The organism is Pantoea sp. YR525, from assembly GCF_900116775.1.
GTDB lineage: Bacteria > Pseudomonadota > Gammaproteobacteria > Enterobacterales > Enterobacteriaceae > Pantoea > Pantoea symbiotica.
In genome coordinates, this window is the sequence record NZ_FPBU01000003.1 from 46,955 (window position 1) to 68,176 (window position 21,222).

General features: G+C 54.9%; 20 protein-coding genes. 17 read left to right on the forward strand and 3 right to left on the reverse strand.

The features are described from left to right. From tsaE to BM323_RS06745, 14 genes are all read left to right on the forward strand, one after another. The gene (gene tsaE / locus BM323_RS06680) at positions 1-477 is read left to right on the forward strand and encodes a tRNA (adenosine(37)-N6)-threonylcarbamoyltransferase complex ATPase subunit type 1 TsaE (RefSeq protein WP_008103625.1); all 477 of its coding nucleotides are present in this window, start codon (positions 1-3) and stop codon (positions 475-477) included. Next, the gene (amiB, locus tag BM323_RS06685) at positions 474-2,135 is read left to right on the forward strand and encodes an N-acetylmuramoyl-L-alanine amidase AmiB (protein ID WP_008103623.1); all 1,662 of its coding nucleotides are present in this window, start codon (positions 474-476) and stop codon (positions 2,133-2,135) included. Before tsaE ends, amiB begins: the two co-directional genes overlap by 4 nt. A gap of 43 nt (positions 2,136-2,178) precedes the next feature. After that, entirely contained in the window at positions 2,179-4,032 is a 1,854-nt protein-coding gene (gene mutL / locus BM323_RS06690) for a DNA mismatch repair endonuclease MutL (protein WP_008103621.1), read from the forward strand. Then, positions 4,025-4,966: a tRNA (adenosine(37)-N6)-dimethylallyltransferase MiaA gene (gene miaA / locus BM323_RS06695; RefSeq protein WP_036648157.1), complete on the forward strand. Its 942-nt coding sequence runs from the start codon at positions 4,025-4,027 to the stop codon at positions 4,964-4,966. The genes mutL and miaA overlap by 8 nt, the downstream gene beginning before the upstream one ends. Positions 4,967-5,076: 110 nt before the next feature. Continuing rightward, positions 5,077-5,394 (forward strand): RNA chaperone Hfq, encoded by a 318-nt coding sequence (gene hfq, locus BM323_RS06700; protein WP_008103618.1) that lies wholly within the window; start codon positions 5,077-5,079, stop codon positions 5,392-5,394. Between the two features lie 80 nt (positions 5,395-5,474). Then, positions 5,475-6,755, forward strand: a complete 1,281-nt coding sequence (hflX, locus tag BM323_RS06705) for a ribosome rescue GTPase HflX (RefSeq protein ID WP_008103616.1) — start codon at positions 5,475-5,477, stop codon at positions 6,753-6,755. Positions 6,756-6,926: 171 nt separating this feature from the next. Then, positions 6,927-8,162: an FtsH protease activity modulator HflK gene (gene hflK / locus BM323_RS06710; RefSeq protein WP_008103614.1), complete on the forward strand. Its 1,236-nt coding sequence runs from the start codon at positions 6,927-6,929 to the stop codon at positions 8,160-8,162. 3 nt (positions 8,163-8,165) lie between these two features. Next, positions 8,166-9,170: a protease modulator HflC gene (gene hflC, locus BM323_RS06715; RefSeq protein WP_008103613.1), complete on the forward strand. Its 1,005-nt coding sequence runs from the start codon at positions 8,166-8,168 to the stop codon at positions 9,168-9,170. A gap of 57 nt (positions 9,171-9,227) precedes the next feature. Beyond that, complete coding sequence (locus tag BM323_RS06720) at positions 9,228-9,425, forward strand: DUF2065 domain-containing protein (RefSeq protein ID WP_008103612.1); 198 nt, start codon at positions 9,228-9,230, stop codon at positions 9,423-9,425. Positions 9,426-9,606: 181 nt separating this feature from the next. Then, positions 9,607-10,905 (forward strand): adenylosuccinate synthase, encoded by a 1,299-nt coding sequence (locus tag BM323_RS06725; RefSeq protein WP_008103611.1) that lies wholly within the window; start codon positions 9,607-9,609, stop codon positions 10,903-10,905. A 190-nt stretch (positions 10,906-11,095) separates the two neighbouring features. Continuing rightward, positions 11,096-11,539: a nitric oxide-sensing transcriptional repressor NsrR gene (gene nsrR, locus BM323_RS06730; RefSeq protein WP_008103609.1), complete on the forward strand. Its 444-nt coding sequence runs from the start codon at positions 11,096-11,098 to the stop codon at positions 11,537-11,539. Between the two features lie 16 nt (positions 11,540-11,555). After that, positions 11,556-14,006 carry a ribonuclease R gene (gene rnr / locus BM323_RS06735; protein ID WP_008103606.1) on the forward strand — a complete coding sequence of 817 codons (2,451 nt, stop codon included), beginning with the start codon at positions 11,556-11,558 and terminating at the stop codon, positions 14,004-14,006. A gap of 108 nt (positions 14,007-14,114) precedes the next feature. Continuing rightward, positions 14,115-14,849, forward strand: a complete 735-nt coding sequence (rlmB, locus tag BM323_RS06740; RefSeq protein ID WP_007892019.1) for a 23S rRNA (guanosine(2251)-2'-O)-methyltransferase RlmB — start codon at positions 14,115-14,117, stop codon at positions 14,847-14,849. Positions 14,850-15,034: 185 nt separating this feature from the next. Beyond that, positions 15,035-16,663, forward strand: a complete 1,629-nt coding sequence (locus tag BM323_RS06745) for an isovaleryl-CoA dehydrogenase (protein WP_008103604.1) — start codon at positions 15,035-15,037, stop codon at positions 16,661-16,663. Here the strand turns inward: BM323_RS06745 and bsmA are convergent. Both bsmA and BM323_RS06755 read right to left on the reverse strand, forming a co-directional pair. Continuing rightward, positions 16,637-16,963, reverse strand: a complete 327-nt coding sequence (gene bsmA / locus BM323_RS06750) for a biofilm peroxide resistance protein BsmA (RefSeq protein WP_008103602.1) — start codon at positions 16,961-16,963, stop codon at positions 16,637-16,639. The genes BM323_RS06745 and bsmA overlap by 27 nt on opposite strands. A 54-nt stretch (positions 16,964-17,017) precedes the next feature. Next, positions 17,018-18,949 (reverse strand): methyl-accepting chemotaxis protein, encoded by a 1,932-nt coding sequence (locus BM323_RS06755; RefSeq protein WP_008103600.1) that lies wholly within the window; start codon positions 18,947-18,949, stop codon positions 17,018-17,020. A 158-nt stretch (positions 18,950-19,107) separates the two neighbouring features. Between BM323_RS06755 and yjfP the strand changes: the two genes are divergently transcribed. Then, positions 19,108-19,857, forward strand: a complete 750-nt coding sequence (yjfP, locus tag BM323_RS06760) for an esterase (RefSeq protein ID WP_008103597.1) — start codon at positions 19,108-19,110, stop codon at positions 19,855-19,857. 47 nt (positions 19,858-19,904) lie between these two features. Here the strand turns inward: yjfP and BM323_RS06765 are convergent, their stop codons facing one another. Beyond that, positions 19,905-20,111, reverse strand: a complete 207-nt coding sequence (locus BM323_RS06765; RefSeq protein WP_008103596.1) for a hypothetical protein — start codon at positions 20,109-20,111, stop codon at positions 19,905-19,907. A 387-nt stretch (positions 20,112-20,498) separates the two neighbouring features. Between BM323_RS06765 and rpsF the strand changes: the two genes are divergently transcribed. Together rpsF and priB are read left to right on the forward strand one after the other, a co-directional pair. Beyond that, entirely contained in the window at positions 20,499-20,894 is a 396-nt protein-coding gene (gene rpsF / locus BM323_RS06770) for a 30S ribosomal protein S6 (RefSeq protein ID WP_007892026.1), read from the forward strand. A 6-nt stretch (positions 20,895-20,900) separates the two neighbouring features. Further along, positions 20,901-21,218, forward strand: a complete 318-nt coding sequence (gene priB, locus BM323_RS06775) for a primosomal replication protein N (protein ID WP_007892027.1) — start codon at positions 20,901-20,903, stop codon at positions 21,216-21,218. The last annotated feature ends 4 nt before the right edge of the window (positions 21,219-21,222 follow it).

The window sequence follows — 21,222 nt, forward strand, 5'->3', positions numbered from 1 at the left end:
ATGAAGACCTGTGTTATCCCTTTGCCCGATGAGGCGGCAACCCTGAATCTGGGTGCGCAATTGGCGCGCGTCTGCAACAGCGCGCTAGTGATCTATCTTTATGGCGATTTGGGTGCCGGTAAGACCACCTTTAGCCGTGGTTTTCTGCAGGCGCTCGGCCATCAAGGCAATGTAAAAAGCCCAACTTATACGCTGGTCGAGCCCTACGAGCTCGGCTCTCGCACGCTGTACCATTTCGATCTCTATCGTCTTGCCGATCCTGAAGAGCTGGAGTTCATGGGCATCCGCGACTATTTCACCGGCGATGCGCTTTGTCTGGTGGAGTGGCCGCAGCAGGGAACTGGCGTATTGCCTGAGCCCGATTTAGCGCTGACGTTGCGCTATGTTAATGCGGCGCGTGAAGCCGAAATTAGTGCGGTTTCCGCCACGGGCGAAGCGCTGTTAACCCAATTCCAGCAAGGCAGGGATCCGGCATGATGTCACGGATGAGAATCATTGTACTGGGCTTGCTGTGCCTGTTTTCTGCCTCGGCGTTGTCTGCCACGTTATCAGATATCAAAGTTGAAAATGGCGATAGCCAGGCCACCGTCACGCTGAGCTTTAACGGTCAACCGGTGTATGGCTTTTTCCCGCTGCATAATCCCAATCGTGTGGTGCTGGATATTCGTCAAAGCGGCGCGATTAAAGGTTTGCCGCTGAATTTTAGCGGCGAAAATATTGTGCAGCGCATTCGCCATAGCCAGCCGAAAGATAAGCAAAGCCTGCGTCTGGTGTTCGAACTGACGCAGCCTGCACAGACGCGCGCCAGCACGCAGCGCGATGGCAGTAATTATCGCGTGGTGTTCACCATTCGTGGGACGCAGCCAGCGAAGCGTCCGGCCGTTGCCGCACCTGTCACCACGGCGCGTGAAAGCCAGCCGCAAAGCAGCAGCCAGGGCAATCCGTTCAACGCCAATCAGGTGACTGCGGTGACCAGCAGCAATACCACCGTGCGTCCCGGCAACTCGGTCAGCCGCAACGATGTGGTGATTGTGGCGATTGACGCCGGACACGGCGGCCAAGATCCCGGTGCATCAGGTCAGCACGGTTTGCACGAGAAAAATGTCACCATCTCGATTGCGCGTAAATTGAAAGCGCTGATGGATCAGGATCCGATGTTCAAACCGGTGCTGACGCGTAACGGCGACTATTTCATCTCGGTGATGGGCCGTTCGGAAGTGGCGCGTAAAGAGAACGCGAACCTGCTGGTATCCATTCACGCCGACGCCGCGCCAAACCATTCCGCCACCGGCGCATCAGTTTGGGTGCTGTCTAACCGGCGCGCAAATAATGAAATGGCGAACTGGCTGGAACAGAAAGAAAAACAATCTGAGCTGCTGGGCGGCGCAGGCGATCTGCTGGCGAACAGCCAGGCCGATCCCTATCTCAGCCAGGCGGTTCTGGACTTGCAGTTTGGTCATTCACAGCGTGTAGGCTATGACGTCGCCGTCAAAGTCCTGCAGCAGCTGCGCGGTATTACGCCGCTGCATAAACGTCTGCCGGAACATGCCAGTCTTGGCGTTTTACGTTCCCCGGATATTCCTTCTTTACTGGTCGAAACCGGCTTTATTAGTAATGCCGCGGAGGAGCGGCTGCTTGGCAGCAGCGCGTATCAGGAGAAGATTGCTCAGTCGATTTATAAAGGCCTGCGCAATTATTTCCTTACGCATCCGCTGCAATCGATCCCAAAGGAGGAAAACCGGCCGCTGGACAGCGCACCAGCGGTTAGCGTCGCCAGCAACCCGGCAACCGGCACGGTGCAATATACCGGCGCGACGCAGCGTCATACCGTGACGCGTGGCGAAACGCTGTCCGGCATCGCGGCAAAATATGGCGTGAGCATGGCGACGTTACGTGAGATGAATAGCCTGAAGCGCGATGTGGTTTGGGTAGGACAGCGCCTGAAGGTGCCCGCTAAATCCAGCGTTAGCGTGGCGGCGGCGAGTCGTCCAACCCGGCATAAAGTGGTGCGCGGCGATTCGTTAACGGCCATTGCCGCGCGCTATGGTGTGAGCTCGAAAGCCATCATGCAGGCGAATAATATGAAGTCGAGCAATGTGATGCTGGGGCAAAACTTAAAAATTCCGCAATCCTGATTGTTGGCTCCTCGTGAGCCAACCAGCCAGAAGGATCACCACCATGCCAATACAAATTTTACCGCCGCAGCTGGCGAACCAGATTGCCGCAGGCGAAGTGGTTGAGCGCCCGGCATCGGTCGTAAAAGAGCTGGTGGAAAACAGCCTGGATGCCGGTGCCACGCGCATTGATGTCGATATTGAGAAAGGTGGCGCGAAGCTCATCCGCATTCGCGACAATGGCTGCGGCATCGCCAAAGACGAACTGGCGATGGCGCTGGCGCGGCATGCGACCAGCAAAATAGCCTCGCTCGATGACCTTGAAGCGATCATGAGCCTCGGTTTTCGTGGCGAAGCGCTCGCCAGTATCAGTTCTGTTTCTCGCTTAACGCTGACTTCACGCACCGCCGATCAAAGCGAAGCCTGGCAAGCCTATGCGGAAGGGCGCGACATGGATGTGACGGTGAAACCGGCTGCGCATCCGATGGGTACATCACTGGAAGTGCTCGACCTGTTCTATAACACGCCCGCCCGCCGCAAATTCATGCGCACTGAAAAGACCGAATTTACCCATATCGATGAGGTGATTCGTCGCATTGCGCTGGCACGCTTCGACGTCGCCATCTCGCTTAGCCACAACGGTAAGTTAATGCGCCAATATCGCGCGGTCAGTGAAGATACGCAGCGGGAGCGGCGTTTAGGTGCCATTTGTGGCACTACGTTTATGCAGCACGCTTTGCGTATTGAGTGGCAGCACGACGATTTAGCGCTGCGCGGTTGGGTCGCCGATCCTAACGGCTCGCGCCAGGTTACCGACCTGCAATATTGCTACGTCAACGGACGCATGATGCGCGACAAGCTGATCAATCACGCAATTCGTCAGGCGTATCAAACGCAGCTTGGCGATGATCAGCAGCCGGCTTACGTGCTCTATCTGGAGATCGATCCGCATCAGGTGGATGTTAATGTTCATCCAGCTAAGCATGAGGTGCGTTTCCATCAGTCGCGTTTGGTACATGATTTTATCTGGCAAGGCGTGATGAGTGCGCTGCAAGCCAGCCGCGCGCCGGAATTGCCCATCGCCCACGCCGAAGAACCGGCACCGAAGTGGCAGCCAGAAAACCGCCAGGCAGCAGGCGCGAACCACTTTGCCCAGCCCAGCAACACGCCACGCAGCGGCGGCGCTTCTGCAGCGGCGGGTGCGAGCTGGCAGAGTAATGAGCCGGTTTACAGTGCGCGTGAAGGCAATGCGTATAAGCAGTTGATGAAAACGCCGGTGGTAGAAACGCCGCGCGCTGCGCCAGTTCCTGCAACGGCTCCGGTGCGTCAGCCGGAAACGCGTGAAGCACCGCTGGCCGCCCACGCGCAAAGTTTTGGCCGCGTGTTAAGCGTTTTACAGGATCGTTATGCGCTGCTGGAACGTGGCAGTGCGCTGCAATTGTTATCGCTGGCCGTGGCTGCACGCTGGTTAAAACAGGCCCAGCTGCAACCAGGCGAAGAGGGCTTAAAACCGCAGCCATTGCTGATCCCGGTACGGCTGAAAATTGCCGCGCCGGAGCTGGCCGCTATCGCCGAGCACGCCGCGCTGCTAAGCCAGATGGGCATTGATTTACAACGAGAAGGGCAGCACGTGACGCTACGTGCGGTGCCTTTACCGTTACGAACACAAAATTTACAAATCTTGATTCCAGAACTGTTAGGCTACCTGGCCCGGCAGCAAGAGGTTTCTGCATCCACGTTGGCCCAATGGCTGGCGCGTCGCGATGATGCAGAAGACGCTCACTGGAATCACTCGCAGGCGATTGCACTGCTGGCAGAGCTGGAAAGGCTTTGCCCGCAACTGCTGAAGTCGCCGCCTTCAGGTCTGTTACAGACCATTGAGATTGAGAGCGCGCTGAACGCGTTGAAGCATGAGTGAACTAAACCAGGCTAGCCGGCCAAAGGCAATTTTTTTGATGGGGCCTACCGCCTCCGGTAAGACGGCATTAGCGATTTCGCTGCGTCAGCAACTTCCGGTGGAACTTATTAGCGTTGACTCTGCCTTAATCTATCGCGGGATGGATATTGGCACGGCGAAACCGTCGGCAGAAGAGTTAGCACTGGCGCCCCATCGTTTGCTGGACATTCGCGATCCGGCGGAAGCCTATTCCGCCGCTGAATTTCGTCGCGATGCGTTGGCAGAAATGGCGGAGATCACCCGGAAGGGGAAGATTCCGTTGCTTGTTGGTGGAACCATGCTCTACTTCAAGGCGTTGCTTGAAGGATTGTCGCCGTTGCCCTCGGCCGATCCCGAGGTGCGTCAGCGAATAGAGCAAATGGCGGCGGAGAAAGGGTGGGAAGCCCTGCACCGTCAGCTGTGTGAAATCGATCCGGTCGCCGGTAGTCGTATTCATCCGAATGATCCGCAGAGACTTTCGCGAGCACTGGAAGTTTTTTTTATTTCGGGTAAAACTTTAACGGAACTGACAAAAACCTCCGGCGAAGCGTTACCCTACGACGTGTACCAGTTTGCTATCGCACCTGCGAGTCGCGAACTGATACATCAACGCATTGCGTTGCGTTACGACCAGATGCTAGCGTCAGGATTTGAAGCGGAGGCTCGTGCACTGTTTGCGCGAGGTGATTTGCATACGGACATGCCTTCCATTCGTTGTGTAGGTTATCGCCAGATGTGGTCTTATTTATCAGGCGAAATCGATTACGACGAAATGGTTTATCGGGGAATTTGCGCCACTCGGCAGCTCGCTAAACGCCAGATGACCTGGTTACGTGGCTGGCCTGAAGTACACTGGTTAAACAGTGATGAGCCAGAGTTAGCGCGTAATGCGGTGCTTAAGGTAGTTAGTGCGTAGCAGGGATGATTGTGTACAATTGATTGGTTATCGTGCGCAAATTTTTACGCAGTTTTTCTGAACCACGGTTCTTAAAGCAACAAACAACAAGCATATAAGGAAAAGATAGAATGGCTAAGGGGCAATCTTTACAAGACCCGTTTTTGAACGCATTGCGTCGTGAACGTGTACCGGTTTCGATCTATTTGGTGAATGGTATTAAGCTGCAAGGGCAAATTGAATCCTTTGATCAGTTCGTCATTCTGTTAAAAAACACGGTCAGCCAGATGGTGTATAAGCACGCCATCTCTACAGTGGTTCCTTCTCGTCCAGTGTCGCACCATAGCAATAACGCGGGCGGCAGCGGTGGTAGCAGCAACTATCATCACAGCGGAAGCAACCAAGGCGCTCAGTCGCAGCCACAACAAGACGGCGATAACGCAGAATAATTTTGCGCTGCCGTAAAGCCAGGGCTGGAGAACGAGCACGTTTTCCTGTCCTGGTTATTTTATTTTAGCGAGGTTATAGCTTGTTTGACCGTTATGAAGCCGGTGAGCAGGCCGTACTGGTACACATCTGGTTCTCCCAAGACAAAGAGCTGGAAGATTTGCAGGAGTTTGAAACTCTTGTCTCTTCTGCGGGCGTTGAAGCGCTGCAAGTCATTACGGGCAGCCGTAAAGCGCCACATCCCAAATATTTTGTCGGTGAAGGAAAGGCAGTTGAAATTGCCGATGCGGTGAAAGCGAGTGGAGCATCGGTCGTTTTATTCGATCATGCCTTAACTCCTGCCCAGGAACGTAATTTAGAGCGTGTGTGCGAATGTCGTGTCGTTGACCGCACCGGCCTAATTCTTGATATTTTCGCTCAGCGCGCCCGTACCCATGAGGGTAAATTACAGGTCGAGCTGGCACAGTTACGCCATATGGCAACACGTTTAGTGCGTGGATGGACGCACCTTGAACGCCAAAAAGGTGGTATCGGTTTACGTGGTCCGGGTGAAACCCAGTTGGAAACGGACCGTCGTTTACTACGCAATCGAATTAGCCTGATCCTTTCCCGTCTTGAGCGTGTTGAGAAGCAGCGCGATCAGGGCCGCCAATCACGTGCTAAAGCTGACGTGCCAACCGTTTCTCTGGTGGGCTACACCAACGCAGGCAAATCTACCCTGTTTAATGCAATAACCTCCGCTGATGTTTATGTGGCAGATCAACTGTTTGCGACGCTTGATCCGACTTTACGTCGCCTGAATGTTGCAGACGTTGGTGAAGTGGTTCTGGCTGACACAGTGGGATTTATTCGTCATTTGCCACATGACTTAGTGGCTGCGTTTAAAGCTACGCTGCAGGAAACGCGTCAGGCAGCGCTGCTGCTCCATGTCGTTGATGCGGCTGATTTACGTATCAATGACAACATCGAAGCCGTGAATGAAGTGCTGGCAGAAATAGAATCCGATGAAATTCCAGCACTGATGGTCATGAACAAAATCGATATGCTGGAGGACTTTGAGCCGCGTATCGATCGCAACGAAGATAACCAACCGATTCGCGTTTGGTTATCTGCACAGAGCGGCGTGGGTCTGCCGTTACTGTGGCAGGCGCTTTCTGAGCGTTTAGCCGGTGAGATTGCACAGTACGATTTACGTCTGCCGCCGGAAGCGGGCCGTTTACGCAGTCGTTTTTATCAGTTGCATGCTATAGAAAAAGAATGGAATGAAGATGATGGCTGTGTGAGTTTACACGTGCGTATGCCGATCGTTGATTGGCGTCGTCTGTGTAAACAAGAGCCGTCGCTAGCCAGTTATATTGTTTGACCGTTGCCTAACCGATCTTACCCAAAAGATTTCAGGTTGTAGCAAGGCGGCAATTGAACGAATTCCCGGGAGCTTACATCAGTAAGTGACCGGGATGAGTGAAAGCAGCCAACGCCGCTACAATCTGAAAGATGAAGGGTAAGCCGTAAATACAATAAATGGAGTAGAAACATGGCGTGGAATCAGCCCGGAAATAACGGACAGGACCGCGACCCGTGGGGAAGCAGCAATAATCAAGGCGGCAACTCTGGGGGAAATAAAGGAGGTCGCGATCAGGGACCACCTGATCTGGATGATATCTTCCGAAAGCTGAGTAAAAAACTCGGCGGACTGGGCGGTGGCAAACAGAATGACAATGGCCAACGCAGCGGCGGTAGCGGTGGCAAAATAGTTGGCATCGTTGCCGTAGCGGCGGTCGTTATCTGGGCGGCTAGCGGTTTCTACACCATCAAAGAAGCGGAACGTGGCGTCGTCACGCGCTTTGGCAAATTTAGCCATCTGGTTGAGCCTGGCCTCAACTGGAAACCGACTTTCGTCGATCAGGTTCGTGCCGTAAACGTAGAAGCCGTACGTGAACTGGCCGCGTCTGGCGTGATGTTGACGTCGGATGAGAACGTGGTGCGCGTTGAGATGAACGTACAGTACCGCGTGACCGATCCTGAGCGTTATCTATATGCCGTGACCAGCGCTGACGACAGCCTGCGTCAGGCCACTGACAGCGCCTTGCGTGGCGTTATTGGTCGCTCAACCATGGACCGCATCCTGACGGAAGGCCGTACCGTGGTACGTAGCGAAACTCAGCGTGAGCTCGACGAGACCATCCGTCCGTACAACATGGGTATTACCCTGCTGGACGTAAACTTCCAGGCGGCGCGTCCACCGGAAGAAGTTAAAGCCGCATTTGACGATGCGATTGCCGCGCGTGAAAACCGTGAACAGTACGTGCGTGAAGCTGAAGCTTATTCGAACGAAGTTCAGCCGCGTGCTAATGGTCAGGCGCAGCGTATCCTCGAAGAGGGGCGTGCTTACAAAGAGCGTACGGTGTTAGAAGCGCAAGGTGAAGTGGCTCGTTTTGCCCGCTTGTTGCCGGAATATAAAGCTGCACCAGAAATCACGAAAGAGCGTCTCTACATTGAAACCATGGAACGTGTGCTGAGCCATACCCGTAAGGTGTTGATCAGCGATCGTGGTAACAATTTGACGGTTCTGCCACTGGATCAACTGATGCGCGGTGGTCAGGCATCTGGCCAGGGCGGTCAGAAAATGACGAATTTAATGAAGTCTCCTTCGTCGTCCGATAGCAATGCGAATCGGGGAGATACTTCATCTTACAGTCCAGACAGCATCATGGATCAGCGTCGCGCCAATGCGCTGCGCAACGATACCCAGCGCCAGGGGAGGGAGTAATCGATGCGTAAGCCAATCATCGCCGTAATTATTGTAGTGCTGGTGGTGCTTTACGCGTCACTGTTCGTGGTGCAGGAAGGCCAACGCGGCATCGTGCTGCGCTTTGGTAAGGTTCTGCGTGATGACGAAAACAAACCGCTGGTGTACGCACCGGGTCTGCATTTCAAAATTCCGTTTATCGAAACCATGAAATCACTGGATGCGCGCATTCAGACCATGGATAACCAGGCTGACCGCTTTGTTACCAAAGAGAAGAAAGACCTGATCGTTGATTCTTACATCAAATGGCGTATCAGTGACTTCAGCCGTTACTACCTGGCAACCGGTGGTGGCGACGTTTCTCAGGCTGAAGTGCTGCTGAAACGTAAGTTCAGTGACCGTCTGCGTTCTGAAATGGGGCGTCTGGATGTGAAAGACATCGTGACCGATTCGCGTGGCCGTTTGACCACCGACGTGCGTGATGCCCTGAACACCGGTAGCGCAGGCAATGATGATGACGTTCAGACGCCAGCTGCGGATGACGCAATTGCGAATGCGGCAGCACGTGTAGAACGTGAAACCAACAGCAGCGAGCCTGCTCCAAACCCGAACAGTATGGCTGCGTTGGGTATTGAAGTTGTCGACGTGCGCATCAAGCAGATCAACCTGCCGACTGAAGTTTCTGACGCGATCTACAACCGTATGCGCGCTGAGCGTGAAGCGGTAGCGCGTAGTCAGCGTTCACAAGGTCAGGAAGAGGCAGAGAAACTGCGTGCGCAGGCCGATTATCAGGTCACGCGTACGCTGGCAGAAGCACAGCGTGAAGCGCTGATTTCTCGCGGTGAAGGTGATGGTGAAGCGGCAAAACTGTTTGCGGATGCCTTCAGCCAGGATCCGGATTTCTATGCCTTTATCCGCAGCCTGCGTGCCTATGAGAATAGCTTCTCAGACAATCAGGATGTGTTGGTGCTAAGCCCGGATAGCGATTTCTTCCGCTATATGAAAGCGCCCTCTAACGCCACGCGTTAAGAACTGATATAAAGTCCAGGCCGACAATGTTGTCGGCCTTTTTTTTGGGAAAAAATCATGAATTCAACCATCTGGATGGCGCTGGCTTTGGTTTTGGTGCTGGAAGGACTTGGACCGATGTTTATGCCCCGCGCCTGGCGACGCATGATCCTGGCGATGACGCAGTTACCCGACCGCCTCTTGCATCGTTTTGGTGGCGGTTTAGTGGTGGCCGGCGTGGTGATCTACGCGATGATCAGTATGCACGCGCGCTAATCAGCGTAAATTTTTTGTGATGCTGCGCGACTCAATTGTGTCTGTTGGCCGCTGTTCCCCCAACATGTTGTGAGCTGAGCAAAACTCAGGCAAAAAACAGCGCAATCGTATGCTAAAAGTGCTGAAAGAGTAAAAGTCAGGTGGTAGAATCCATTTTTAAGCAATCGGTGATTTTGAAAAAATGGGTAAGAACGTCGTCGTACTGGGCACCCAATGGGGTGACGAAGGTAAAGGTAAGATCGTAGACCTTCTGACAGAGCGCGCGAATTACGTCGTGCGTTACCAAGGTGGCCATAATGCAGGCCACACACTTGTCATCAACGGTGAAAAAACCGTCCTCCACTTAATTCCATCTGGCATCCTGCGTGAAAACGTCACCAGCATCATTGGTAATGGCGTTGTATTGTCGCCTGAAGCGCTGATGAAAGAGATGAAAGGTCTGGAAGAGCGCGGTGTGCCGGTACGTGAACGTCTGTTGATCTCTGAAGCCTGCCCATTGATTCTGCAATACCACGTAGCAATGGATGTGGCGCGCGAGAAAGCGCGTGGCGCCAAAGCTATCGGCACCACCGGTCGCGGTATCGGTCCTGCCTATGAAGATAAAGTGGCACGTCGCGGTCTGCGCGTGAGCGATCTCTTCAATAAAGAAACCTTTGCTGTGAAGCTGAAAGAGATCGTCGATTTCTACAACTTCCAGCTGGTTAACTATTACAAAACTGACGCTGTTGACTACGAAAAAGTGCTGAGTGATACGCTGGCGGTTGCCGATATCATTACTAGCATGGTGGTTGATGTGTCTGATCTGCTGGACGGCGCGCGTAAGCGTGGCGACCTGATCATGTTCGAAGGTGCACAGGGTACGCTGCTGGATATCGACCACGGTACCTATCCGTACGTGACCTCATCGAACACCACCGCAGGTGGCGTAGCGACGGGTTCAGGTATTGGTCCACGCTATGTTGATTACGTGCTGGGGATCGTGAAAGCCTACTCAACGCGCGTTGGTGCAGGTCCATTCCCGACCGAACTGTTCGACGAAACCGGCGAGTTCCTGTGTGCACAAGGTAACGAGTTCGGCGCGACCACCGGTCGTCGTCGTCGTACCGGCTGGCTGGATGCGGTTGCCGTTCGCCGTGCAGTACAGATCAACTCGCTGTCAGGTTTCTGCATGACCAAGCTGGACGTGCTGGATGGCCTGAAAGAAGTGAAAATCTGTGTGGCTTATCGCATGCCAGATGGCCGCGAAATGACCACCACGCCGCTGGCGGCTGAAGGCTGGGAAGGCATTGAGCCGATTTACGAAACCATGCCAGGCTGGAGCGAGACCACATTCGGCGTTAAGACGCTGGAAGGTCTGCCGCAAGCTGCACGTGACTACATCAAACGTGTAGAAGAAGTGACCGGTGTGCCGATTGATATTATTTCTACCGGCCCAGACCGCAGTGAGACCATGATTCTGCGCGACCCGTTCGACGCATAATCTCCTCAGGCCGGACTCTGTCCGGCCTTTGTATTTCTAATCTTTGACTCCACTCACTCTATTTTTTCTTGCAGATATCGATACTTGCCAGAAAAAACGCACCGGCCACCACGCTCTGGTTTATCATCATATTTAAACATCACGCCGACCGGCGCATAACCATAACGTTCGATGATTCACTGAGGTATATGTGCAGCTAACAAGTTTTACCGATTATGGTCTGCGTGCCCTGATTTACATGGCGACGTTACCGGAAGGTAAGCAGACCAACATTACCGAAGTCACCGATACCTACGGGGTGTCGCGTAACCATATGGTTAAAATCATCAACCAACTGAGCCGGGCTGGCTTTGTCGCCGCAACACGCGGTAAAAACGGCGGAATTCGTTTAGGCATGGACCCGGAAAAAATCGTCATTGGCGATGTGGTGCGAAGAATGGAGCCATTGCAGCTCGTGAACTGCGACGAGTGTGTGATCACGCCGGCCTGTCGTTTGCGTAAAGCATTGCACGATGCGGTCCAGCTATTCCTCAAGGAACTGGACAAGTATACGCTGGCCGATTTGGTCAAAGATAACGATTCGCTGTACCAACTTTTATTGTCCGAACCGCCGGTGGCAATCCAAATTAAATGACATCGGAGGAACCGTAATGTCAAAAGATCCTTTTCAGGATAGAGAAGCTGAAAAATACGAAAACCCAATTCCAAGCCGCGAATTTATTCTGGCACTGCTAGAAAAACGGGAAAAACCGACCAACCGCGATGACATCGCGCAGGAATTGAATATCACCAGCGAAGAGCAGCTGGAAGCGCTGCGTCGTCGTCTGCGCGCCATGGAGCGCGATGGTCAGCTGGTGTTTACACGTCGTCAATGTTACGCCCTGCCAGAACGTCTCGATCTCTTGCGCGGAAAAGTGATTGGTCATCGCGATGGCTACGGCTTCCTGCGCGTGGAAGGCCAGAAAGATGATTTCTATCTCTCTGCCGAACAGATGAAATTCTGCCTGCACGGCGACGTAATTCTGGCGCAGCCAGGCAGCGCCGATCGTAAAGGTCGTCGCGAAGCGCGCGTTGTGCGTGTGCTTGAACCGCGTAACAGCCAGATCGTTGGTCGCTACTTCACCGATGCGGGCACCGGATTTGTGGTGCCAGACGACAGCCGCCTGAGCTTTGATATTCTGATCCCGCAAGAAGAAACGCTCAACGCGCGTATGGGTTCGGTGGTGGTGGTGGAAATCACCCAACGTGCCACGCGTCGCACCAAGGCGCTCGGCAAGATTACGGAACTGCTTGGCGACGATATGGGCACCAGCCTTGCGGTCGATATGGCGGTGCGCACCCATGAAATCCCGCACACCTGGCCGGAAGAAGTTGAGAAGCAGATCGCTAAGCTGAAAGAAGAAGTGCCGGAAGAGGCGAAGCTTGGGCGTGTTGATTTACGTAAGTTGCCGCTGGTCACCATTGATGGTGAAGATGCGCGCGACTTTGATGATGCTGTTTTCTGCGAGAAGAAGCGCGGCGGCGGCTGGCGTTTGTGGGTGGCGATTGCTGACGTCAGCTATTACGTGCGTCCGGGCACGCCGCTGGACGATGAAGCGCATCAGCGCGGCACCTCGGTCTATTTCCCGTCGCAGGTTATCCCGATGCTGCCGGAGATTCTCTCCAACGGCTTGTGCTCGTTGAATCCGCAGGTTGATCGTTTGTGCATGGTGTGCGAGATGACCATCTCCTCCAGCGGCAAACTCACCGGTTTCAAACACTATGAAGCGGTGATGAACTCCCATGCGCGACTGACCTACAACAAAGTGTGGAACATTCTGCAAGGTGATGCCGATCTGCGTGAACAATACGCGGCGCAGGTTCCCCATTTGCAAGAGCTGCACAACATGTATCAGGTGTTGGAAACCGCGCGCGAGCAGCGTGGCGGCATTTCGTTTGAGACCGATGAAGCCAAGTTCATCTTCAACGCCGAGCGTCGCATTGAGCGCGTTGAGCGCACTTCACGCAATGATGCGCACAAGCTGATTGAAGAGTGCATGATTCTCGCCAACATCGCCTCGGCGCGTTTTGTTGAGAAAAATGAAGAGCCTGCGCTGTTCCGCGATCACGATCGCCCTAGCGAAGACAGCATCAAAAGCTTCCGTACCGTGTTGAATGAGCTGGGCTTAAGCCTGCCGGGCGGCGCTAAGCCGCATCCGACCGATTATGCTGCTCTGCTGAAACAAGTTGCCGATCGTCCAGACGCGGAAATGCTGCAAACCATGCTGCTGCGTTCGATGAAGCAGGCGGTTTACGATCCTGAAAACCGCGGGCACTTCGGCCTGGCGCTGGCGTCTTATGCGCACTTTACCTCGCCGATTCGCCGTTATCCGGATTTGCTGCTGCATCGCGCCATCAAATATCTGCTGGCAAAAGAGCGCGGCGAAGTCGATGGCATCACCACGCCGACCGGCGGTTATCACTACGACATGCAGCAAATGCTGCAGCTGGGCCAGCACTGTTCGCTGACCGAGCGCCGTGCTGATGAAGCCACGCGCGATGTTGCTGATTGGCTGAAGTGTGACTTCATGCAGGATCAGGTTGGCACCGTGTTCAACGGCGTAATCTCCAGCGTGACTGGCTTTGGTTTCTTCGTGCGTCTCAACGATCTGTTTATCGATGGTTTGGTGCACGTCTCGACGCTGGATAATGACTATTATCGCTTCGATGCGGTGGGCCAGCGTCTGATTGGCGAATCCGGCGGTCGTACTTATCGTCTGGGCGATGCGGTGGAAGTGCGCGTTGATGCAGTGCATATGGACGAGCGTAAAATCGACTTCGCGCTGATTTCCAGCAAGCGTGTCCCGCGCGGCGAAGGTAAAACCGAGCGCGAGCGTGAGAAACGCGGCGGCAAACCGCCAGCTAAACGTCGTCGTGATGCCGGTAAGAAGGGCACTTTCGAGCCTGATTCAGCGTTCCGTGGCGAGAAGAAAAAGCCTGCCGTTGCTGAGAAACCGGCTAAAAGCGATAAAAAAGGCAAAAAAGTTTCCGAGAAAACCCGTAAAATCGCCGCCGCCACCAAGTCCAAGCGTGCGTCGAAGAAGCAGCCTGACGAAGCCTGATAGTTTGGTCGCCTTGTATGGCGACCAGACGAAAACGTTGCAGGGTGCGCATTAATGCGCACCCGAATCTCCGTATTCAACGATCTAAATCCAACCTTGAGCAAAGTAATGAGTGAAATAATTTTTGGTATTCATAGCGTGCAGGCGCTGCTGGAGCGCGATCCTCAGCGTTTTCAGGAAGTCTTTATCCTTAAAGGCCGCGAAGATCGTCGCCTGCAGCCGCTGATCCTCGCACTGGAAGCTCAGGGAATCCCGGTGCAGGTGGCGAACCGTCAATGGCTCGATAGCCAGGTTGAAGGCGGCGTGCATCAGGGCATTGTGGCGCGCGTGAAGCCAGGCAAGCAGTATCAGGAAGGTGATTTGCCGGATCTGCTGCAGAGCCTCGAAAAGCCGTTCCTGCTGGTGCTGGATGGCGTTACCGATCCGCACAATCTCGGCGCTTGCCTACGTAGCGCTGATGCCGCTGGCGTGCATGCGGTCATCGTGCCAAAAGACCGTGCAGCACCGTTGAATGCCACCGCGAAGAAAGTGGCCAGCGGCGCGGCAGAAAACGTGCCGTTGATTCGCGTCACCAACCTGGCGCGTACCTTGCGCTTGCTGCAGGAATACAACGTCTGGGTAGTTGGCACCGCAGGCGAAGCCGATCACACCGTTTACCAAAGCAAAATGACTGGCCCAATGGCGCTGGTGATGGGTGCGGAAGGTGAAGGTATGCGTCGTTTGACGCGTGAGCATTGCGATGAGCTGATCAGCATCCCAATGGCCGGCAGCGTCTCGTCACTCAACGTGTCGGTTGCCACCGGCGTCTGCTTGTTCGAAGCCGTTCGCCAGCGTCAGGCGTGATCCCCACCGCAAAAAATTTTCCAGGCCAGGCATAACTGCAAAACAGCTACATACTTATACCCTAAATAATTCGAGTTACAGGAAGGCGGCAAGTGCGTGAGTCCCCAGGAGCTTACATCAGTAAGTGACTGGGGTGAACACACGCAGCCAACGCACCTGTAGCTCGAAGTATGACGGGGATATGTATGATCTGGGACACCCACACCGTATTCAATCAGCCCGATCCGCTCAGCAACAGCAACCTGTTCACGCGTGATATCGCCCTGTGCGAGGCCGTTGCACGCGAAGGCGCCAGTTGGGATCGCGAATGGCTGGCTTCCGTCGGCCTGCAACTTGGCAGCGCCGAATCCCTTGAGTTAGGCCGCTTAGCGAACGTTGAAGCGCCAGAACTGCTGCGCTACAACGCGCGCGGCGAACGTCTTGATGAAGTGCGTTTTCATCCCGCCTGGCATCTGCTGATGCAGGGATTGTGCGCCAGCCGGCTTCACAATCTCAGTTGGCAGCCCGACGTACAGCCGCAGGCGATGGTGACACGTGCCGCACGTTTTATCCTGCATGCACAGGTGGAAGCGGGCTCGCTCTGTCCAGTGACCATGACGCACGCCGCCATTCCGCTGCTGCAAAATCATCTGCCTGAACCCTACGCTGACTGGCGCGAAGCGCTGCTCAGCGATCGTTACGATGCGCATCACCTGCCGGGCAATAAGAAACGCGGCCTGCTGATTGGCATGGGCATGACGGAAAAACAGGGCGGCACCGATGTGTTGAGCAACACCACACGCGCCGAACCGCTCGGCGTGAGCGGGGCGGGCGAAGCGTATCGCATCACCGGCCATAAATGGTTTTTCTCGGTCCCACAAAGCGATGCGCATCTGATTCTGGCGCAGACTTCTCAAGGACTAAGTTGCTTCTTCCTGCCCCGCTTGCTGCCGGATGGCTCGCGCAACGCCATTCGCATCGAACGACTGAAAGACAAGCTCGGCAATCGTTCCAACGCCAGCGCTGAAGTGGAATTTCAGGATGCAATCGGCTGGCTGATGGGCGAAGAGGGCGACGGCGTGCGGCTGATCCTCAAGATGGGCGGCATGACGCGCTTCGACTGCGCGCTGGGCAGCCACGGACAGATGCGTCGTGCGCTGTCGATAGCCGTACACCATGCGCAGCAGCGTCAGGTGATGGGCAAGAACCTTATCGATCAGCCGCTGATGCGCGCGGTGCTGGCGCAACAGGCGCTGCTGCTGGAAGGACAAACCGCCTTGCTGTTGCGACTGGCGCGCGCCTGGTCAACACCGGCCAGCGAACATGAACGCTTGTACGCACGTTTGTTCACACCGGCCGCCAAATTCGTGGTCTGTCAGGCGGGCATGCCCTTTGTGGCAGAAGCAATGGAAGTGCTGGGCGGCATTGGCTATTGCGAAGAGAGCGAGCTGCCGCGTCTTTATCGTGAGATGCCGGTCAATAGCATTTGGGAAGGCTCCGGCAATGTGATGTGCCTGGATGTCCTGCGCGTGCTCGGCCGCCACGCCGAGGTGATGACCATGCTGCACGATGAGTTTGATGCGGTGAAAGGCAGTAATCGTCACTTTGATCGCCGCTGGCGGCAGTTACGCTTGCAGCTCGCGAATCCGCGCGAAGGGCAGGCGCGGGAGATCACGCGCGAATTACTGCAGCTGGCGAGTGCCGCGATTCTGCTCAAAGTGGCAGAGCCGCCGCTGGCCGATGGCTGGTGTCAGCAGCATCTCGATCTGCGCGGCACGCGTGCATTGAGCGACGATCTCTGCGCACGCTTATTGTTGCGCTGCAGCGCCGCTTGACGGTGCGCCATACAGAATGGCGGTGGCGTACCAGAAGCTGGGAATGGTGGTTTCATCCAGCATCAAAATTTGATAGTAAACCGCGCCCGCCTGATTGGCCTTAGCAGCAATAGCGCGCTGCGCATCATCCGGCGATCCGCGTGTGGTGGCGGTGATATTGCCGAGCTTTGGCAGACCATAACTTTGCGCGCGTGAAATCTCCTGCGCTTGCTGCGTGGGTGGCGGCGGAGCTTGTGGCGTGGTGGTGAAAGCGGCGCAGCCGCTGAGCAGCAGAGTTAAGGCCAAATAGAGGGTACGCATAGCAACTCCTGAAGCAGGAAGATGGCTCAAGTGTAAGCCATCTTCCTGTGGCTTTTAGTCCTTCAGATGAAAAATGCTCACCAGCTGCGTCAGATGATGACCTTTCTTACTCAGATGATTGGCAGTGGTTTCTGACTGGTTAATCATATCGCTGCTTTGATGCGTGGCCTGGCTGATGTGATTCATCGCCAGATTCACCTGACCAATGCCCGCCGCCTGTTCCTGCGCGGCAATATTGATTTCGCCCATCAGCGTTTTAACCTGCTCGATGTGATTGACGATATGGCTCATCGCATCACGCGTCTGCTCGGATAGCGTATGGCCAGCCGCCACTTTATCGATTGAGCTGGCAATCAAGCCATCAATCTCTTTGGCTGCCGTGGCACTGCGCTGTGCCAGCGCACGCACTTCCGCCGCAACCACCGCAAAGCCTTTACCGTGTTCACCGGCGCGCGCCGCTTCAACCGCCGCATTGAGCGCCAGAATGTTGGTCTGGAACGCAATTGACTCAATCACGTGAGTGATATCGGCGATGCTCTGCGACGCCACACGAATCTCCGACATGGTTTCCACCGAACGTGCCACGGTGCTGCCGCCATGATTCACGGTGTTAGCCGCTTCACCGACCAGCGCCATCGCCTGACGCACATTGGCCGCGGTTTGTGCCACCGTGGCGCCAAACTGCTCCATGCTGGCCGAGGTTTCCTCCACGCTGCTGGCCTGACGTCCAATCTGCTCGCTGATGCTGGAGCTGCTGGCGGCGATGGTATCGGTGCCGCTGCTGATTTCACGCGCCGCCGAACGCACCTGACTGACGACTTTCTCCAGCCCATCGCCAATGCCGTTGATCGCGCTGACCAGCTGACCAATCTCATCACGACGTGAAGAGTCGAGATGTGCCTGCAGATTACCGGCGGCGTACTGTTCTGCCAGATGGATCACCTGTTGCAGCGGACGCGTGATGGCGCGGCGGCTGTACCACATAAAGCCCATGGCAAAAGCGATCACCAGCGCCAGCCCAATCGCCATAAACAGGTTACGGCTGTGCGTGATCGGCGCCAGCAGGCTGGCACGGCTCACTTCACCGGCGATAATCCAGTTCCAGCCCGGCAGCTGCTGCCACGCCAGCAGTTTGGTTTCGCCATCCAGTTCAACCGCCACTAATCCCTTCGGCTGGCTAAGCAGCTGCTGCTGCGTGGCGTTATCCCAGCGCGGCAGTTTGCCTTCAGCATGACGATCAAACAGATATTGGCCCTGGCTGCTGCCCGGCGCACCGTTCAACACCGAGAAGGTGCCGCTGTCGCCAAGATGGCGCGCCAGCACTTTGTCACGCATCAGCGCGTATTGCGCATCAATCTGCACCCCGACGAACAGGATGGCGATCACCGTGCCGCTGCTATCCTGCACCGGCTGATACTGCGTGATGTAACGATGGCCGAACAGCGTCGCCAGGCCGCGATACACTGTGCCCTGATTGATGCTGCGCCAGGCAGCGCTGCTGCGATCCAGTTTGGTGCCCACCGCGCGGCTGCCATCCTCTTTTTTCAGCGAGGTAGCGATACGAATGTAATCCTCGCCGTCACGCACGAAGATGGTGGAAACCGCACCGGTGCGATCGAGAAAATCATCCACTGCGATTTGATCGAGGTTGAGGGTTTTCAATCCCGCGCGCAGCGTTGGCGTGCTGAATTCGCCCACCTGAACACGTTCGCTGTCGTCGCGACTAAAACGTTTTGGCAGGAAGCTTTGGAACAGTTTGGTGTAATTCGCCACCTCTTCCGACAGCGTGGCGTTGAACATGGTGGCCATTTCATTAATGCCTTGCACCTGATTCTGCATATCATCGGTTGCCAGTTGCTCCAGCTGACGTGCCGCGTTATGGCTCAGGGTTAAGGTCAGAGTAAATAGCACAATTGCCACGCTCAAAGACGTCAATACAGACAGCTTGATTCCGAGACCCATGGCGCTGAGAGAAAGACGCTTCATAAAGTACCTTTTGAGATTATTGAAGGGGTACAAGATCAACGGCAAAGCAGGCTAAATGTTTAGGGCAGAAATTATTCAAACTTAATGTGAAGTGGCTCGCATTTTGTCCGGCAGCGCTTACACTGAGTCCAGTGATAATCATTCTCAATGGAGGCGGTATGATTGAGTTGGCAACGGAGAATCTGGCGGGCATCGAATGTATTCACGCAGCACCGGCCGGGCAGCGCCAGGCGCGCTTACCCACGGTGCTGTTCTATCACGGTTTTACCTCATCGAAAGAGGTTTACAGCTACTTTGCCGTGGCGCTGGCGCAGGCCGGTTTCCGCGTGATCATGCCCGATGCGGACATGCACGGCGCGCGCTATAACGGCGATACCGACGCGCGCATGACCCACTTCTGGGAGATCCTCAAACAGAACATCGATGAAGTGCCGTTGCTGGAAAAGGTGCTGCGCGATAACGACTGGATTGCCGATGAGCGTTTTGCAGTGGCGGGAGCCTCGATGGGCGGCATGACCGCGTTGGGCGCAATGGCGCGCTATCCGCAAATCCACAGTGTGGCGTGTTTAATGGGTTCCGGCTACTTCATGCAGCTGAGTCATACGCTGTTTCCGCCGCTGGTGGCGCGTACGCCAGAACAGAAAGAGGCTTTTGCCGCGCGCTTAGCGCCGCTGGCGCCGTACGATCCCAGCGAGCAACTGGAGAAACTGGCGAATCGACCTTTACTGCTGTGGCACGGCGAAGCGGATGAAGTGGTGCCCTTTGCCGAAACGGCGCGTCTGCAGAAAGCGTTAGGCGAGGCGCAACTCGATCAACAGATGACCGCGCTTTCCGAAAAGAACATCGGCCACAAAATCACGCCTTCGGCCCTGACGGCGCTGGTCAGTTTCTTTAAACACCATTTATAAAAAATGCGGGTTGGCGTGATTGGCGCCAGCCCGTTTAAGTTGCCGAACTAAAGTTGTGATGACAACCGTTCGGCGGCGCTGGTATTGGCACTGACTGGGTTATTGCTTGCAGGCGCATCCAACCGATTGACGTAGACATAGCCTGATGCCGCGTTGCTGTTACTTCTCATCTGCTGCGCGTAGTCAGCGGAGCTGGCAAAAGCGGGTGGAGACAGGAAGAGACCCAGTAAAGTGGCGAAAATGATCATTTTCATAATCGACTCCAGACTCACAGGGATTGCACTCTCAGACGCGGCAAATAGGATTATTCGTTGCGCCTGTAAATAGTGTAGTTCTTAACCAACTTGCCGCCAGATCGTCCCATTGAAAGCCTTGTTCAGAGAATTTGATCAAACGCTCGCTAACTCACTGAGACATCTCACTTAGCACAAAAAGCCGCATCAGCTGGCACGATAGTCGCCATTTGATGAATTGTGCGCTTGAGTTTCCGTAAGGACGCCAGTATGATTACGCGTCAATTTTTCAGCTGCATTCAGAGGTGTGTTTCATTTTTTAAATGATTCGCAACCTATAACGTTCCTTGCTTCCGTGGGCCGCAGCTGACCCTGACAGGAGGCTGAATAATCCGTAAGGAGCTATCGATGCGTCATTACGAAATCGTATTTATGGTCCACCCTGACCAGAGCGAACAGGTTCCAGGTATGATCGAGCGTTACACTGGTGCTATCACCGGTGCACAGGGCACGATTCACCGTCTGGAAGACTGGGGCCGCCGTCAGCTGGCTTACCCAATCAACAAACTGCACAAAGCTCACTATGTTCTGCTGAACGTAGAAGCGCCGCAGGAAGTGATTGACGAGCTGGAAACTAACTTCCGCTTCAACGACGCCGTTATCCGCAGCATGGTTATGCGCGTTAAGCACGCGGTAACTGAAGCATCTCCGATGGTTAAAGCTAAAGACGAGCGTCGTGATCGCCGCGAAGACTTTGCTAACGAATCGGCTGATGACTCAGATGCTGGGGATTCTGAAGAGTAATCCGACATGACGGCAAATCGACTGCGCCTGTCTGGCACTGTGTGCAAGACGCCGGTTCGAAAAGTCAGTCCGTCAGGGATTCCTCATTGCCAGTTCGTGCTTGAGCATCGTTCTGTGCAAGAGGAAGCCGGTTTCCACCGGCAAGCCTGGTGTCAAATGCCGGTGATTATCAGCGGCAGCACCCATCAGGTGATTACTCAACATATAACGGTCGGCACGCAACTCACTCTCGAAGGCTTCATTAGCTGCCATCAGGCACGCAATGGTCAGAGCAGAATGGTGTTACATGCCGAGCAGATTGATTTGATAGATTCTGGAGACTAGCCAA

Bases quoted from the DNA above. Each gene is read 5' to 3' on its own strand.
- bsmA (WP_008103602.1), bottom strand. From the start codon at position 16,963: ATGCGTACCCTCTATTTGGCCTTAACTCTGCTGCTCAGCGGCTGCGCC.
- yjfP (WP_008103597.1), top strand. From the start codon at position 19,108: ATGATTGAGTTGGCAACGGAGAATCTGGCGGGCATCGAATGTATTCAC.
- rpsF (WP_007892026.1), top strand. From the start codon at position 20,499: ATGCGTCATTACGAAATCGTATTTATGGTCCACCCTGACCAGAGCGAA.
- mutL (WP_008103621.1), top strand. From the start codon at position 2,179: ATGCCAATACAAATTTTACCGCCGCAGCTGGCGAACCAGATTGCCGCA.
- rnr (WP_008103606.1), top strand. From the start codon at position 11,556: ATGTCAAAAGATCCTTTTCAGGATAGAGAAGCTGAAAAATACGAAAAC.
- BM323_RS06725 (WP_008103611.1), top strand. From the start codon at position 9,607: ATGGGTAAGAACGTCGTCGTACTGGGCACCCAATGGGGTGACGAAGGT.
- tsaE (WP_008103625.1), top strand. From the start codon at position 1: ATGAAGACCTGTGTTATCCCTTTGCCCGATGAGGCGGCAACCCTGAAT.
- BM323_RS06755 (WP_008103600.1), bottom strand. From the start codon at position 18,949: ATGAAGCGTCTTTCTCTCAGCGCCATGGGTCTCGGAATCAAGCTGTCT.
- BM323_RS06720 (WP_008103612.1), top strand. From the start codon at position 9,228: ATGAATTCAACCATCTGGATGGCGCTGGCTTTGGTTTTGGTGCTGGAA.
- amiB (WP_008103623.1), top strand. From the start codon at position 474: ATGATGTCACGGATGAGAATCATTGTACTGGGCTTGCTGTGCCTGTTT.
- miaA (WP_036648157.1), top strand. From the start codon at position 4,025: ATGAGTGAACTAAACCAGGCTAGCCGGCCAAAGGCAATTTTTTTGATG.
- hflK (WP_008103614.1), top strand. From the start codon at position 6,927: ATGGCGTGGAATCAGCCCGGAAATAACGGACAGGACCGCGACCCGTGG.
- hfq (WP_008103618.1), top strand. From the start codon at position 5,077: ATGGCTAAGGGGCAATCTTTACAAGACCCGTTTTTGAACGCATTGCGT.
- BM323_RS06745 (WP_008103604.1), top strand. From the start codon at position 15,035: ATGATCTGGGACACCCACACCGTATTCAATCAGCCCGATCCGCTCAGC.
- BM323_RS06765 (WP_008103596.1), bottom strand. From the start codon at position 20,111: ATGAAAATGATCATTTTCGCCACTTTACTGGGTCTCTTCCTGTCTCCA.
- priB (WP_007892027.1), top strand. From the start codon at position 20,901: ATGACGGCAAATCGACTGCGCCTGTCTGGCACTGTGTGCAAGACGCCG.
- rlmB (WP_007892019.1), top strand. From the start codon at position 14,115: ATGAGTGAAATAATTTTTGGTATTCATAGCGTGCAGGCGCTGCTGGAG.
- hflC (WP_008103613.1), top strand. From the start codon at position 8,166: ATGCGTAAGCCAATCATCGCCGTAATTATTGTAGTGCTGGTGGTGCTT.